Source organism: Brevundimonas sp., assembly GCF_031412435.1.
In the GTDB taxonomy this organism is placed as follows: domain Bacteria; phylum Pseudomonadota; class Alphaproteobacteria; order Caulobacterales; family Caulobacteraceae; genus Brevundimonas.
The window spans coordinates 15091-30162 of sequence record NZ_JANODA010000003.1 but is presented as its reverse complement, the minus strand read 5'-3'; the positions used below and the strand labels follow the sequence as shown (position 1 = coordinate 30162).

The window sequence follows — 15072 nt, the reverse complement described above, 5'->3', positions numbered from 1 at the left end:
GGAGCGTGGCTTCGGGCCAATCGGTGATTGACCAAGGGTGCGCCGCCCCCGACAAGTCGATCCATGAAATCGCCGATCTCCGTTCCGACATCGACCGTGGCCCGCAACGCACTGGTGACCCTGGCCGTGGTTGCCGCCGGAGCGGCGCTCTACTGGCTGCGAGACATCCTGACGCCGCTGGCGATGGCCATCTTCCTCCTGATCATGATCGACGGGGTGAAGCGGTTCATCGAGGAGCGGACCCGGCTGCCGCACCACTGGGCCGGGACGGCGGCTCTGACTGTGGTGGTTCTCGCCTTTCTGGCCTCGATCGCCTTCATCGTGAACGGCGCGGCCGGCTTCTTCACCGACGCCTCGGGTGTCTCCAGCGGCATCGGTCCCCGCATCGACGCCATCATCGCCGATGGCGCGCGCCTCTTCGGCATGACCACACCCCCGACGGCCCAGGAACTGTTCGCCGGTCTGGATATCCGGGGCTATCTGACCACCCTCGCCTTCCAGGTTCAGGGTGTCGTGTCGGGCGCCTTCTTTGTCATGGTCTATCTGGCCTTCCTGCTGGCGGCCCAGACGGGCTTCCGGCGCAAGCTGGTCAGCCTGTTCCCAAACCGCGAGAGCCGCCAGGAGGCCAGCGGCGTGTTCGAGCGGGTGCGGGGCGGAGTCGAGGGCTATCTGTGGGTCCAGACTGTGACCGGCGGCATCATCTGCGTCGCCGCCTGGATATTGATGCGACTGGTGGGGCTTCAGAACGCAGAGTTCTGGACCTTCGTCATCTTCGTGGTCGGGTTTATCCCGGTGCTGGGCGGGGCTATCGCCGGGCTGGCGCCGCCCCTGTTCGCCCTGGTGCAGTTTCCGACCTACTGGCCCGCCCTGATCCTGCTGGTCGGGCTGCAGTTGATCCTGTTCGTGGTCGGCAACGCCATCCAGCCGCGCATGCAGGGCGACAACCAGAATATCGATCCGGTGGTGGTCCTGTTGTCGCTGGCCCTGTGGGGACAGCTGTGGGGCGTGGTCGGCATGTTCCTGTCGACGCCGCTGGCGGTCATGGCCATGGCCATCCTGGCGGAGTTCAAGGGATCGATGTGGATCGCCATCCTCCTGTCCGGCGACGGCCGGCCCTACGCCGAGGAGGACGAGGAAGACCGCGCGCACAAGCCGCCGGCTCGCCGGCCCGCCCGCGTCAAACCGCCACGCGCCGGAGCCGCAGAACCCTGAAACCCGACCCCTTGCGGGCCGGTTCTGTCGATCCCATCTGCCTTCCAGACGTCGCGGCCCCCTCCCCTCCCCCAAGCCGCGGCGGCATCGACCGGCGCTCGTTCCCCCCTCCAGCGCCGGTTCAAGAGAGGCCGTCGGACGCCCGTCCGGCGGCCTTTTTCTTGGCTGGCTCGCATCCGCCGGGAACGCCCGAACGTCGCTGTCGTTAGGCCGCCGGAAGGGTTGTCACGCCGCAGTCTAGACGCGGGTTCGACCAAGGATTGGAAAACATGATCAAAATCATCTCCGGGGCGGCTACAGTGCTGCTGCTCACGGGCGTCGCGGCGCCAGCCCTGGCGCAAAACTGGATGCCAAACTGGGACGCGCGCCCGGAGTGGTCCGGACCCTATATCGGCGTCTACGGCAGCGCGACAAAGGCCAACGACCAGGACGACGAGCGTCTCCGGTTTGATCGGAACCTGGACGGGAACTTTGGTGATCCCGTCGTCACGGCCGCCGGCGCGGACGCCTTCAGCCCCGGCTCGTGCGGCGGATCGGCCAATACCGGCGCCATTGGAGGCGGCTGTGATGACGACGCAGACGGATCCGAAGGCGGCGTGCGGGCCGGCTGGGACTTCCAGTTCGGGTCCTTCGTGGTCGGCGCGGTGGCGGAATATTCCGGCTTTGCGGGCGCCGAGGACAGCGTGACGTCCTATTCCACGACTCCGGCCTCCTACACCTTCGAGCGCAAGCTCGAGAACCTGGCCGCCTTGCGCGCCCGGATCGGCTACGCCTACGGCCCGGCGCTGCTTTACGGCACGGCGGGCGCGGCCAGCGGCGAGATGTCCAACCAGTTCTACTCGTCGAACACCCAGAACAGCTTCACCGCCACGACGGACGACGACCAGGCGGACGGCTACCAGGCCGGCGGCGGCGTCGAATACATGCTGGCCCCGAACTTCAGCGTGACGGGCGAGTATCTCTACACCTCCCTTGAGGCCCCCGAGTTCGATGTCCGCGTCGGACGTGGCGTCGCGATCGCAACCAACCCCTTCGTGCTGACCCCGAACACTACGGGTACGGACATGCGGCGCTCCAACGGCCGGTTCGGCCTGCACGCGGTGCGGATCGGCATGAATTACCGTTTCTGATTTGCCCCATCAGTGAACGGTGATCAGACGCCGGGTTCTCGCAAGAGGACCCGGCGTTTGTCGTTTCCGGTCTTTCCGCGCGGAGCGGTCCGGCCTATCCAACGGATCAGGGACGGGATGCGTCGCGGTCGAGCGATGGCGTCCGGTCCAGACCCTGGCGGCCCTGCCGCGCCTTTCGAGACCCTGCCCATGTCCGGCGACCTCCGCGCTACCTCCCAGCCCTCCAGCCCGGAGGCGCTGCAACGGGCCTTCGCGGAGGCCGTGGGAAGCGACGGAGGGACCGGCCAGCTGGAACAGTCGTTCGTCGCCCAGGCCTTCGAGGACTATGCCGAGGACGAGACGCCGGAACTGGCGCTGGAGGATGTCGGCGCGGTGCTGGCCGACGCCTGGCGCTGGGCGGAGCGGCGCAATCCCGGCGAGACCCGCGTGACGGTCGACCCTCTGACGGTCGGCGGGGGTCGCGTCACCCCCTATGACGTCCTTCGCATCGTCCAGGACGACAGACCCTTCCTGGTCGACAGCGTCATGGGCGAACTGGCCGATACCGGCGTCTCGGTCCGGGCCCTGTTCCACCCCGTCCTGAAGCTCTCCCGCCAGGCCGACGGATCGCGCGAGGCCGATGGCGGCGGCGCCCGCGAATCCCTGATCGTCCTGGTCATCGATCCCCTGCCGCCCGAGCGGCGCGAGGCCCTGACGGCCGGCGTCCAGCAGACCCTGGCCGACGTGCATACGGCGGTCGCCGACTATCCGGCCATGAACGAACTGATGGCGCGCTCGATCGCCCATCTGGAAGCCTGCCCCGGTGGCATCGACCCGGCGATCGTGGCCGAGAACCTGGAGTTCCTGCGCTCGCTCAACGACGACGCCTTCGTCTTCCTGGGCGCCCGCGACTACGACTATCCGCGCACCACCGACGGCGGTTATGCGGCCGAGGCGCCGCTGGACCAGTCGGGCGCCGGCGTCGGCGTGCTGCGCGATCCGGCGCGGACCGTGCTGCGCCGCACGTCCGAGCCCGCCGTCCTGACCGCCCAGATGAAGCGTCAGATCGACCTGTCGGACCCCGTCACCGTGGCCAAGGCCAATTTGCGTAGCCGGGTCCACCGTCGCGCCTACATGGATTACGTCGGGGTCAAACGGTACGGCGACGACGGTCGTCCGTCTGGCGAGACACGTTTTGTCGGCCTGTTCACCGCCGAGGCCTATGACAGGCCGCCGTCGCAGGTGCCGCTGATCCGCAGGAAGGTCGCCAATGTCCTGGCCCGCGCCGCCAAGGCGCCCGGCAGCCACAACGAGAAGCGGCTGAAGAACATCCTTGAGAACTATCCTCGGGATGAACTCTTCCAGATCACCGAGGACGAGCTGCTGACCACGGCGCTGGGCATCCTGCACCTGTTCGACCGGCCGCGGATCAAGACCTTCACCCGCAAGGATCCCTTCGACCGGTTCGTCTCGGTCCTCGCCTTCGTGCCGCGCGAGCGGTTCGATGCCGGGGTGCGCGAGCGGATCGGCCGTATCCTGGCCAGGGCCTGGGGCGGACGTCTCTCTGCCTGGTACCCGCAGCTGTCGGACGCGCCGCTGGTGCGCATCCACTACATCATCGGCGTGACGCCGGGCGACCACCCGACGCCGGACGCAGCGGCCCTCGCCGCCGAGATCATCGAGACCGGCCGCAGCTGGGTCGATCGTTTCGAGGGCGCCCTGCGCGCCGCCGAGGTCGACGACAGCCAGATCGGCGCCATGAGCGCCCGCTGGGCCGAGGCCTTCGGACCGGGCTACCGCGACCGCTATGACGCCGCCGAGGCCGTCACCGATCTGCATGAAATCGATCGACTGAACGAGACGGGCGACACAAACGTCGGCGAACCCGTCGCCGTCCGCGCCTTCCGCCACGCCGCTGACAGCCCGCTGCAGTTCCGCTTCAAACTCTATCGCCGCGGCGCCGCCGTTCCCCTGTCCGACGTCCTGCCGATCCTGGCCGACATGGGTCTCAAGACGCTGGAGGAGTTCGGCCACGCCATCCGTCCGGCCGGCCAGACCGGCTCGGCGCAGGAAATCCACGTCCACGAGTTTCTGCTGGAAGACCCGCGCGGCGCCGCGCTTGAGTTCGGTGACATCAAGGGCCCGTTCCAGGCGGGCTTCTCGGCCGTCTGGTCCGGCCAGACCGAGAGCGATGGCTTCAACCGCCTGGTGCTGGAACTCGGCGTCAGCTGGCGCGAGGCGGCCCTGATCCGCACCCTTGCCCGCTATCGCCAGCAGACGGGTCTCGATCCGTCGCAGGCGGTGCAGGAAGAGGCGCTGCGTGACTATCCCGCCATCGCCCGCGCGCTGCTGTCCTTCTTCGCCTGCAAGTTCGATCCCGCGCACGGCGGTTCGGCTGATCAGCGCGCCGCGTCCTGCAATGAACTGAACGACAAGATCACGGCCCTGTTGATGGACGTGAAGTCGCTGGACCACGACCGGGCGTTGCGCCGCATGGCGGCCCTGATCGGGGCGATCAAGCGCACCAACTATTACCAGACCGCCGCGGACGGCGGCTTCAAGCCGCATATCTCGATCAAGATCGCCTCGCGCGAACTCGAGGATCTGCCCCTGCCCAAGCCCTATCGCGAGATCTTCGTCTGGGCGCCGCATATCGAGGGCGTCCACCTGCGCTTCGGTCCGGTGGCGCGTGGCGGTCTGCGCTGGTCCGACCGTCGCGACGACTTCCGCACCGAGGTCCTGGGTCTGGTGAAGGCCCAGCAGGTCAAGAACGCCGTCATCGTGCCGGTCGGTTCCAAGGGCGGCTTCTTCCCGAAACATCTGTCGGGCATCGTCCGCGCCGGCGGCGATCGCGACGCCCAGCAGGCCGAGGCCATCCGCGCCTACAAAACCTTCCTGTCCGGCCTTCTGGACATCACCGACAACATCGCCGCCAACGGCCATGTGGTCCGTCCGGCCAACGTCGTGCCGTTCGAGGGCGACGACCCCTATCTGGTCGTGGCCGCCGACAAGGGGACGGCGACCTTCTCCGACATCGCCAACGGGGTTTCGGCCGACTACGGCTTCTGGCTGGACGACGCCTTCGCCTCGGGCGGTTCGGTCGGCTACGACCACAAGGCCATGGGCATCACCGCCCGCGGCGCCTGGGAGGCGGTCAAGCGTCACTTCCGCGAGATCGGCAAGGACATCCAGACGGAGCCCTTCACCGTCGTCGGCGTCGGCGACATGTCGGGCGACGTGTTCGGCAACGGCCTGCTGCTGTCGAAGGCCTCCAGACTGGTCGCCGCCTTCGACCACCGTGACATCTTCATCGACCCGACCCCCGACCCGGCTTCGTCGTGGGAAGAGCGGAACCGTCTGTTCGCCCTGCCGCGCTCGTCCTGGCAGGACTATGAGAAGGCGAAGATTTCACCCGGCGGCGGCGTCTTCTCCCGCTCGGCCAAGTCGATCGAACTGACTCCGGAAATCCGCGCCGCGCTCGACATAACCGATGAGGCGCTGGACCCTGTCAGCCTGATCCGCGCCATCCTCAAGGCGCCGGCCGAGCTGCTCTATCTCGGCGGCATCGGCACCTATGTGAAGTCGGCCCTCGAGACCGACGCCCAGGTCGGCGACAAGGGTACGGATGCGTTGCGCATCAATGCCGACGAATTGCGGGTCAAGATCGTAGGGGAGGGGGCCAACCTCGGCCTCACCCAGGCCGGCCGGATCGCCTTCGCGGCCAATGGCGGTCGCATCAACACCGACGCCATCGACAACTCGGCGGGCGTCGACACCTCAGACCACGAGGTCAATATCAAGATCCTGATCGGCTCTGCGGTCACCAACGGCGTCCTGCCGCTGGCGGAGCGGGTGCCCTTGCTGGCTTCGATGACCGAGGAGGTCGGCCATAAGGTTCTGGCCCACAACTACGACCAGACCCTGGCCCTGACCCTGCAGCAGGCGGAGGGCGCCGGTGCGCTCGACACCCAGCAGCGGTTCATGCAGGCGCTGACGGCGCGCGGCAAACTGGACCGCAAGGTCGAGGGCCTGCCCGGCGACGTCCGCATCGCCGAGATGAAGATGGCGGGCCTGGCTCTGACCCGTCCGGAGCTGGCCGTGCTGATGGCCTATTCCAAGCTGGAACTCGCCGACGAGATCGTGGCCTCCAGGGCGCCGGAGGACCCGTTCTTCGAGGAGACCCTGGTCCGCTACTTCCCCGAACCGCTGGCGCGGTTCGAAGACCAGATGCGCGGCCACCGGCTGCGGCGCGAGATCGTGGCGACGGTGCTCTGCAACGAGATCGTCAATATGACGGGCCCTACCTTCCCTGATCGCCTGCGGTCGGCGGCCGGTTGCGACACGACGGCCCTGGTCATCGCCTTCGAGGCCGCGCGGCGGGTGTTCCGCCTCGACGAGGCCTGGGACGCGGTTAACGCCCTGGATCTCAAGGTTCCAGCCGAGACCCAGACGGCGCTCTATCTGGAAATCTCCACCGTCCTGCGGCGCCAGACCTTCTGGCTGGCGCGGCGCGCGGGCAAGTCCGGGGCGACGGTTCAGGGGCTGATCGAGGCCTATCGCCCGGCGGCCGATGCGCTGCGGGCCGCGGGCGGCGACGTCCTGAGCCGCTTTGAACAGGGCCGTCTGGCGGATCGCCTCAAGACCTTCGCCGACATGGGCGTGGGCGAAGATCTGGCCCAGACCATCGCCATGTTGCGCCCGCTGGTCGCCACGGCCGACGTCGGCGATCTGGCGCGCGAAGCCGGATGGTCCGAACCCCGGATGGCGCGTCTCTATCACCAGGTCGGAGCCGCCTTCGACTTCGACCGTCTGCGGGCCGCGGCCGGGGCCGTGCCGTCGGGCGATCACTTCGACCGGCTGGCCGTGCGCCGGCTGATCGAGGACCTGATGGCCGAACAGGTCGCCCTGACCCGCGCGGTGGCTGTGGCCTCCGACCCCGCCGTGGGCGATACCGAAGCGACGGCGGAAGCGGCCGTCGATGCCTGGATCGGGCCGCGTCAGGCCGTGGTCGAAGGCGTCCGCGCCGCCGTGGACGAGATCGAGGCCTCGGGCACGGGCTGGACCTTCGCCAAACTGACCATCGCCAACGGTCAGATCCGCCAGGTCGCGGGTGCGCTTTGATGCCCCGGAAGTTCCTCGTCGTGGTCGATGACAGCCCCGAGTTCGAGGCGGCCCTGCGCTACGCCTCGCGCCGGGCGCGGTCGACGGGGGGGCGCGTCGCCCTGCTGCGGATCATCCCCGGAGGATCGGACGAGCACTGGGCCGGGGTGCGGGAGGAGATCCAGCGCCAGCAGCGGGCCGAGGCCGAAGCCCTTCTGAACCGGCTGGGCGAGGAGGCGCAGGAGCGATCGGGCGCCCAGCCCGTCTTCCTGATTGAGGAGGGCGAACCCCAGGCCGCGATCCGCAAGGTCTGCGGCGATGATCCGGAGATCAAGATTCTGGTGCTCGCCGCCGGGACCGGCAGCCGGGGGCCGGGCCCGCTGGTGTCCGCCGTCCTGAAACAGGGCGCGGCCTTCGGCGGGCGGAAACTGCCGGTGACCATCGTGCCGGGGGAGCTGACCGACGCCGAGATCGAGGATCTGGCGTAACGACGTCCTTCTCCCGGTGAGAGACGGTGGCGGGCGCAGCGAGACGGATCAGGGTCGGACCTCACCAGTGACGCACGGCCCTCACCCTTTCGCGCAAGGCCGACAGCCTGACGGCTCTCGGGTGCTCAAGCCCTCTCCCAACGTGAGAGGGGACCCGTACCCATCAACAGATCCCCTGAATCCGCCAGGAATTTCAACGCGCGGCTCTGACGAGAGCCCTTTTACCCATCACGCTCTGAAACGCCCTCATACTGGTCCCTTTCGCGTGAAGACGACCTTATGGGCGAACGTATCGGACGCTTCGAACGGTGTTTTGAAGGCCGGACCGACGGGACTCTAAGGACGATCTGGACTCCAATTCCGGAGTCTGACCCGCACCGCGCCGCCCTTGCGAACCGCTCGAACGAGGCGCATTTCCCGCCCATGTTCATCCAGACCGAACCGACCCCGAACCCGAACGCGCTGAAATTCCTGCCCGGCCGAGAAGTCGCCCCGGCCGGATCGCGCGAGTTCCTGTCGATCGACCAAGCCACAGCCTCGCCCCTCGCCGAGGCCCTGTTCACCTTGGAGGACGTCTCCGGCGTCTTCTTCGGCGCCGACTATATCTCGGTGACCAAGGCCGAACACGGCCGCGACTGGTCGGAGATGAAGCCCGAGATCCTGTCGGTCATCATGGACCATTTCGTCTCGGGCGCGCCCCTCCTGCGCGACAGCGAGGCGGGCCCTGACGACGGCGTCGAGGATTCCGAGGTCGTGGCCGAGATCAAGGCCCTGCTGGACAGCCGCATCCGCCCGGCCGTGGCCCAGGACGGCGGCGACATCCTGTTCGACGCCTTCGACGAGGAGACCGGCGTGCTGTCGCTGCGCATGCGCGGCGCCTGCGCCGGTTGCCCGTCCTCGGCCATGACCCTCAAGGCCGGAGTCGAGCAGATGATGAAACACTACGTCCCGGAAGTGACCAGCGTCGAACAGGTGATCTAGGCTTCCGTGCGCGTTCTGGTCATCGATACGGCGCTCGACGCCTGTACCGCGGCGGTGTTCGAGGACGCCGGGCTGCCGACGATGCGCCCGCTCGGCCTTCGATCCGAGGTCATGGCGCGGGGTCATTCCGAGCGGCTGGGCGGCTTCGTCCGCGACGCAGTCGCCGGGGCCGGCGGCGGGTTCGGGGCGCTCGACCGGATCGGCGTGACCGTCGGACCGGGCTCCTTCACCGGTCTGCGGGTCGGACTGGCCTTCGCCCAGGGACTGGGCGCGGCGCTGGGTCTGTCGGTGGTCGGGGTATCGACCCTCGCGGCCCTGGCCCGGTCCGCCGATGGGGGCGAAGGCGCGACGGCGGCGGTCATCGATGCGCGGCGGGGGCAGGTCTATCTGCAGCTGTTCGGGGATGGGCATCCGGTATCCGAACCGGAGGCCCTGTCTCTGGAGGACGCGGTCACGCGGCTTGCCGGCCGGTCGTGGCGCATCATCGGCTCCGGCGCGGCTCTGGTCGGTGGAGCGGCATCGATGCAGACCGCACCCGATCCGGCGGCGCTCGCGACCTTGACGGCGACGTTCGGCCCCGCGACGAATCCGCCCCGACCGCTCTACCTCCGGGCGCCGGATGCGACCCCGCCGACGCGCCTGCCCGGCCAGGCCCGTCCCGCGCCCGCCGTATGAACGCGGCGACCGATTCCGAGGATCTGGCGCAGGCGCTCGCTGACCTGCATGCCGGGGCCTTCGACGCGCCGTGGTCCGCCTCGGCCTTCGCCGATCTGCTGGGTCAGGCCGGGGTGGTCCTGGAGGGGGACAACGACGGCTTCATCCTGATCCGTACGGTCGCGGACGAGGCGGAGATCCTCACCCTCGCGGTTCGACAGGCCGCCCGACGACAGGGACTGGGCGCGCGTCTGGTCCGCGCCGCGACCGCTCGCGCCGCCGCGTTCGGGGCGACCCGGATGTTCCTGGAGGTGGCGGAGGACAACGCCCCGGCCTGCGCCCTGTATGGCTCTCTTGGGTTCGAACCGGCGGGTCGGCGGCCCCGTTACTATCCGCGTCCGGAAGGCCCCGCCGTCGACGCGCTGCTTCTGGTTCTCAACTTGCAGGAGCCGCTTCCCACAGGGTGATCTCGGCCCTATCTTGCCACCCCATGGACCGGATCGAAAAACTCTGCGCCGAGCGCGGCATGCGCATGACCGAACAGCGCCGGGTGATCGCCCGTGTTCTCGGCAGCGCCGAGGATCACCCCGACGTCGAGGAGCTGTACCGCCGCGCCTCCGCCATCGATCCGCACATTTCGATCGCCACCGTCTACCGCACCGTCCGCCTGTTCGAAGAGGCGGGAGTGGTCGAGAAGCACGACTTCGGCGACGGTCGCAGCCGCTATGAAGAGGCCGGCGACGACCACCACGACCACCTGATCGACACCCGGACCGGCGAGGTCATCGAATTCTTCGACGCCGAGATCGAACGGCTCAAGACCGAGATCGCCGAACGCCTCGGCTTCGAACTGGTCGGCCACAAGCTGGAACTCTACGGCAAGGCCATCGACGGCGCCGAACCGTCCAAGCGCGAGGGCCTGATCTTCACCCGCAACGCCCATCGGGTCGATCCGGGACAGTTGTCCTGAGCGACGGCGTGGCGTCAGCGGTTCGCCGGGACTGACAGACCCGAATGTCCGATACCTTGATCGCGCCCGAGGTCGGGACCGCCGAGGGGAGCGCGCCTCCCAAACGGCTGTTCATCAAGACCTACGGCTGCCAGATGAACGTCTATGACAGTGAGCGCATGGCCGATGTCCTGCGCCCGCTGGGCTATGCCACGACCGACCAGGTCGAGGCCGCCGACTTCGTCATCCTGAACACCTGCCATATCCGCGAGAAGGCGGCCGAGAAGATCTATTCAGAGCTCGGCAAGATGCGGGAGATTCGGGAGCGGAAGATCGCGCGCGGCGAGAGCCGGATGACCATCGCCGTCGCCGGCTGCGTCGCCCAGGCGGAGGGCGAGGAGATCATGAGGCGCGCGCCGGCCGTCGATATCGTGGTCGGACCGCAGGCCTATCACCAGCTGCCGGAACTGCTCACCCGCACGGCGCGGTCGCGTGGCGAACGGATCGGCGCCGACTTCGCGCCCAGTGAGAAGTTCGACGCCATGCCGGTGGTGCGCGGGGTCAAGGGGTACGCCGCCTTCCTGACGGTGCAGGAGGGGTGCGACAAGTTCTGCAGCTTCTGCGTCGTCCCCTACACGCGCGGCGCGGAGTGGTCGCGGCCGGTCGTGGATGTGCTGGCCGAGGCGCGCGGGCTGGCGGATCAGGGCGTGCGCGAAGTCACCCTGCTGGGCCAGAACGTCAACGCCTATGACGGCGAGGGCGCCGATGGAAACGTCTGGACCCTCGCGACGCTGGTGCGCGCACTGGCGGAAATCCCGGGTCTGGACCGCATCCGCTATACGACCAGCCATCCCAACGACATGTCCGAAGACCTGATCGAAGCCCATGCCGAGGTCGAGGCCCTGATGCCCTATCTGCACCTGCCGGTGCAGGCGGGCTCGGACCGGATCCTGCGCCTGATGAACAGGAAGCACGGGCGTCAGAAATACATCGACCTGATCGGCCGCATCCGCGAGGCGCGGCCGGGCATCGCCCTGGCCGGCGACATGATCGTCGGCTTCCCCGGCGAGACGGATCGGGATTTTGAGGATACCCTCGATCTGGTGCGTCAGGTGAACTACGCGGCCTGTTTCTCGTTCATGTATTCGCCGCGCCCCGGCACCCCGGCCTCGACCATGCCTGGCCAGGTTCCGGGCGAAGTGATGAAGGGCCGGCTGACGGCGTTGCAGGCCCTGCTGACCGGGCAGCAGACCGCCTTCAACCAAGGTCAGGCCGGTCGGACGCTGAATGTCATGTTCGACCGCAAGGGCCGCCATCCCGGGCAGGCGGTCGGTCGATCTCCCTATCTGCAATCCGTGCACGTCGACGGCGCGGATCATCTGCTCGGCCAGATCGTTCCGGTCCGGATAGAGCAGGGCTCTCAGAATAGTTTGAAGGGTACGATTGTTGGCTCGTGAGAGTGAATTTCTGGCGCTGGACGATGCGTCGCTGCGGGCCGTTATCGGGCCGAACAGCCGCCACGTCGCCCTGATCGAGGATGCGTTCAAGGTGCTGATCGAGGCGCCGGGCGGCGGGGTCTCGATCAACGGCGGTGCGCGCGATCGGGCCAACGCCAAACAGGTCATCGAGGGTCTGGCGACGCGCTCGGACAAGGGCGCCGACGTCAACGAGGCCGACGTGCGCGCTCTGATCGGCTCAGCCCGAACGGGCGTGACCGGGAGCGGTCGCCGGGTCGATCCCATGGCCCTGCCCATCGGCAAGCGTGGCGCAATCGTGCCCAAGACCGACGCCCAGGCGCGCTATCTGGACACGCTGGCCAATCATGAACTGAGCTTCGGCGTGGGGCCGGCAGGGACGGGCAAGACTTTCCTCGCCGCCGCCTACGGCGCGTCCCTGCTGCGGCGGGGACAGGTCGATCGGCTGGTCATCACCCGACCGGCGGTCGAGGCAGGTGAAAAGCTGGGCTTCCTGCCCGGCGATCTGAACGAAAAGGTCGACCCCTACCTGGCCCCGATCTGGGAGGCGCTGAACGACATTCTCGGCGCCGAAGACGTGCAGCGACGGCGTGACAAGGGCGAGATCGAGGCCGCGCCGATCGCCTTTATGCGCGGCCGGACGCTCAGCCACGCCTTCGTCATCGTCGACGAGGCGCAGAACACCAGTCGTCTGCAGATGAAGATGGTCCTGACCCGGCTGGGGGAGGGGGCGCGAATGGTGGTCACCGGCGACCCGTCGCAGATCGACCTGTTGAACCCGCGCGATTCCGGCCTGGCCCATGCGCTGCGCATCCTGCGCGGCGTGAAGGGGGTCGGGGTGCTGGAGTTCGAGGCCCAGGACGTGGTGCGTCACGCCATGGTCGAGCGGATCGTGCGGGCTTATGACGCTGATGCGGCCGCCGGACGGCCCGCGCCCGATCTGGAAGATTCCGCGCGATGATCGAGGTCGAGGTCGAGGTCGAGGGCTGGACGTCCGCCATCGACGATGTCGTGTCGGTGGTCGAACGGGCGGCGATGGCGGCTCTGGGCGATAGAGAGGGTGGAATCGTCATCCTGTTGACCGACAATGAAACGGTGCGCGACCTGAACGACCGGTTCCGGGGCAAGGATCGGCCGACGAATGTCTTGTCCTTTCCGGCCGCCGAGATGCCCGGTGTCGAGGGCGCCGCGCCGCTGGGCGATATCGTCCTGGCCTACGGCGTCTGCGCCGCCGAGGCGACCGAGCAATCGAAGACCCTGCGCAATCACCTGACCCATCTCGTGGTGCACGGCGTCCTGCACCTGCTGGGCCGCGACCATGAGGACGATGCCGAGGCCGAAGCGATGGAGGGCGAGGAGCGCGCCGTTCTTGCCAGGCTGGGCGTATCCGACCCATACACCCTCCCGCATGACGGCTGAGCTTCTCCAGAAATCGAGCGACGTCCTGACGGGCGCGCTGAACGGCAGGCTGGCCCGCATCGGCCTGGCGCTGGTCGCCGGGATCGCGACGGCTCTGGCCCATCCGCCGTTCGGGGTCCTGCCAGGCCTGCTGGGCTACCCCTTGCTGATGTTGCTGGCCGAACGATCGACGTCGGTGCGCGGCGCCTTCTGGATGGGGTGGCTGGCAGGCTTCGGCTATTTCGGCGTCGGCTGCTGGTGGGTGGCCGAGGCCTTCCTGGTCAATCCGTCCCAGGCCTGGATGGCGCCCTTCGCAGCAAGCCTGCTGCCCGCAGGGATCGGTCTGTTCTGGGGTTCGGCCATGGCGCTGTATCGTCGGTTCGCGCCGGATGGGTTGCTCCGCGTTCTGTTCTTCGCCGCCTGTTTCTCCCTGCTGGAATGGTTGCGTGGTCATGTCCTGACAGGCTTCCCGTGGAATCCGGCCGGGTCCAGCTGGGCCGCCGGATCGGCGGGATCGCAATTCGCCGCGGTGGTCGGGGTCTATGGCCTGGGGTTGGTCACTGTCGCGGCGGTCAGCGCCTTCGGGCCCCTGCTCGCGCCCGGATCACGCAAGGCGAGGGCGGGTCTGGCCCTGGCCGGCGTCGTCGTGCTGGCCGCCTTGGTGATCGGCGGAACGGTGCGGCTGACGGGCGCCCAGGTGCGCGACACCGACACCCTGATCCGCATCGTTCAGGCCGACGTGCAGCAGGAGTCCAAATGGTCGCCGGAGAGCTATCGCTCCATCGTCGACCGCTACGTCAATCTGACCGCCCGCGCGGGCGCGGCCCAGCCCGATGTGATCGTCTGGCCCGAAGGCGCCTTGCCGGCCAGTTTCAACGACGTCTTCGCTCCGGAATCCCCGGACGGTCCGGCCATCGCCCGCGCGGTGCAACCGGGTCAGACTCTGCTGGTGGGTCTGCCCCGGGGCGAACTCGGGCCTGATGGCCGGGCGCGATACTACAACAGCTTGTTCGCCATGGCCGATGAGGGCGAGGCCGGGCTCCGGGTGACCGCTGTCTATGACAAATACCGGCTGGTGCCGTTCGGCGAGTTCCTGCCGCTGGGCGGTCTGATGGGCGCGATCGGCGTGCGTAGTCTGGTGCATATGCCCGCCGACTTCAGCCCGGGGCCGCGCCCGTCGCCGATCGACCTGCCGAACGCGCCCAGGGTCCAGCCGTTGATCTGCTACGAGAGCCTGTATCCGGGGTTCACGCCGGGCGCGGGCGACCGGCCTGAATGGATCGTCAATGTGTCCAACGACGCCTGGTTCGGCGCGACCTCGGGGCCGATCCAGCACCTGAATCTTGCCAGCTATCGCGCCATCGAGACGGGCCTGCCCGTGGTGCGGGCCACGCCGACGGGAGTTTCGGCCATGATCGATCCGTGGGGCCGGGTCATCGACGGCCGGCGACTGGATCCCGGCGAGAGCGGGGTCATCGACGCCCTGTTGCCGGAACCCGTCGGGATCACCCCCTACGGCCGGGTCGGCGACCTGTTCTTCTGGCTGATGGTGTTGGCCGGACTGGCGCCGGCGGTGGTGTCGTTCGCGCGGAGTCGCCGGCGGTGAACCCAGTCGTCAACGGATCGGTTCCGGATCGCCGTTGAAATCGTCTGGGCGGTGAAGCTGGGCCCCGCCAGACGGGTAATGTCCATTTCCTAGAATTCAG

The 15072-nt window shown here is 68.2% G+C and carries 12 protein-coding genes; all 12 read left to right on the top strand.

Going from position 1 to position 15072, the window contains the following annotated elements:
• The first annotated feature begins 63 nt into the window (after nucleotides 1-63).
• The 12 genes from RMO01_RS00375 (at nucleotide 64) to lnt (ending at nucleotide 14972) form a co-directional block, all read left to right on the top strand.
• Nucleotides 64-1212 carry an AI-2E family transporter gene (locus tag RMO01_RS00375; protein WP_309627064.1) on the top strand — a complete coding sequence of 383 codons (1149 nt, stop codon included), beginning with the start codon at nucleotides 64-66 and terminating at the stop codon, nucleotides 1210-1212.
• A gap of 269 nt (nucleotides 1213-1481) precedes the next feature.
• On the top strand, nucleotides 1482-2342 hold the full coding sequence (locus RMO01_RS00370; protein ID WP_309627063.1) for an outer membrane beta-barrel protein: 861 nt from the start codon (nucleotides 1482-1484) through the stop codon (nucleotides 2340-2342).
• Between the two features lie 189 nt (nucleotides 2343-2531).
• Nucleotides 2532-7442: an NAD-glutamate dehydrogenase gene (locus tag RMO01_RS00365; protein WP_309627062.1), complete on the top strand. Its 4911-nt coding sequence runs from the start codon at nucleotides 2532-2534 to the stop codon at nucleotides 7440-7442.
• Nucleotides 7442-7909, top strand: coding sequence for a universal stress protein (locus RMO01_RS00360; RefSeq protein WP_309627061.1), 468 nt, complete (start codon nucleotides 7442-7444; stop codon nucleotides 7907-7909). Before RMO01_RS00365 ends, RMO01_RS00360 begins: the two co-directional genes overlap by 1 nt.
• A gap of 423 nt (nucleotides 7910-8332) precedes the next feature.
• Nucleotides 8333-8890, top strand: a complete 558-nt coding sequence (locus RMO01_RS00355; protein ID WP_309627060.1) for a NifU family protein — start codon at nucleotides 8333-8335, stop codon at nucleotides 8888-8890.
• A gap of 6 nt (nucleotides 8891-8896) precedes the next feature.
• Nucleotides 8897-9565, top strand: a complete 669-nt coding sequence (gene tsaB / locus RMO01_RS00350) for a tRNA (adenosine(37)-N6)-threonylcarbamoyltransferase complex dimerization subunit type 1 TsaB (protein WP_309627059.1) — start codon at nucleotides 8897-8899, stop codon at nucleotides 9563-9565.
• Nucleotides 9562-10011 carry a GNAT family N-acetyltransferase gene (locus RMO01_RS00345; RefSeq protein ID WP_309627058.1) on the top strand — a complete coding sequence of 150 codons (450 nt, stop codon included), beginning with the start codon at nucleotides 9562-9564 and terminating at the stop codon, nucleotides 10009-10011. The genes tsaB and RMO01_RS00345 overlap by 4 nt, the downstream gene beginning before the upstream one ends.
• A gap of 23 nt (nucleotides 10012-10034) precedes the next feature.
• Nucleotides 10035-10514, top strand: a complete 480-nt coding sequence (locus tag RMO01_RS00340) for a Fur family transcriptional regulator (protein WP_309627057.1) — start codon at nucleotides 10035-10037, stop codon at nucleotides 10512-10514.
• A gap of 44 nt (nucleotides 10515-10558) precedes the next feature.
• On the top strand, nucleotides 10559-11950 hold the full coding sequence (miaB, locus tag RMO01_RS00335; RefSeq protein WP_309627056.1) for a tRNA (N6-isopentenyl adenosine(37)-C2)-methylthiotransferase MiaB: 1392 nt from the start codon (nucleotides 10559-10561) through the stop codon (nucleotides 11948-11950).
• Nucleotides 11940-12929 (top strand): PhoH family protein, encoded by a 990-nt coding sequence (locus tag RMO01_RS00330; protein ID WP_309627055.1) that lies wholly within the window; start codon nucleotides 11940-11942, stop codon nucleotides 12927-12929. The genes miaB and RMO01_RS00330 overlap by 11 nt, the downstream gene beginning before the upstream one ends.
• Nucleotides 12926-13387, top strand: coding sequence for an rRNA maturation RNase YbeY (gene ybeY / locus RMO01_RS00325; protein WP_309627054.1), 462 nt, complete (start codon nucleotides 12926-12928; stop codon nucleotides 13385-13387). The genes RMO01_RS00330 and ybeY overlap by 4 nt, the downstream gene beginning before the upstream one ends.
• Nucleotides 13377-14972, top strand: a complete 1596-nt coding sequence (lnt, locus tag RMO01_RS00320; protein ID WP_309627053.1) for an apolipoprotein N-acyltransferase — start codon at nucleotides 13377-13379, stop codon at nucleotides 14970-14972. Before ybeY ends, lnt begins: the two co-directional genes overlap by 11 nt.
• Nucleotides 14973-15072: the final 100 nt, after the last annotated feature.

Bases quoted from the DNA above. Each gene is read 5' to 3' on its own strand.
- RMO01_RS00375 (WP_309627064.1), top strand. From the start codon at position 64: ATGAAATCGCCGATCTCCGTTCCGACATCGACCGTGGCCCGCAACGCA.
- RMO01_RS00370 (WP_309627063.1), top strand. From the start codon at position 1,482: ATGATCAAAATCATCTCCGGGGCGGCTACAGTGCTGCTGCTCACGGGC.
- RMO01_RS00365 (WP_309627062.1), top strand. From the start codon at position 2,532: ATGTCCGGCGACCTCCGCGCTACCTCCCAGCCCTCCAGCCCGGAGGCG.
- RMO01_RS00360 (WP_309627061.1), top strand. From the start codon at position 7,442: ATGCCCCGGAAGTTCCTCGTCGTGGTCGATGACAGCCCCGAGTTCGAG.
- RMO01_RS00355 (WP_309627060.1), top strand. From the start codon at position 8,333: ATGTTCATCCAGACCGAACCGACCCCGAACCCGAACGCGCTGAAATTC.
- RMO01_RS00345 (WP_309627058.1), top strand. From the start codon at position 9,562: ATGAACGCGGCGACCGATTCCGAGGATCTGGCGCAGGCGCTCGCTGAC.
- RMO01_RS00340 (WP_309627057.1), top strand. From the start codon at position 10,035: ATGGACCGGATCGAAAAACTCTGCGCCGAGCGCGGCATGCGCATGACC.
- miaB (WP_309627056.1), top strand. From the start codon at position 10,559: ATGTCCGATACCTTGATCGCGCCCGAGGTCGGGACCGCCGAGGGGAGC.
- ybeY (WP_309627054.1), top strand. From the start codon at position 12,926: ATGATCGAGGTCGAGGTCGAGGTCGAGGGCTGGACGTCCGCCATCGAC.
- lnt (WP_309627053.1), top strand. From the start codon at position 13,377: ATGACGGCTGAGCTTCTCCAGAAATCGAGCGACGTCCTGACGGGCGCG.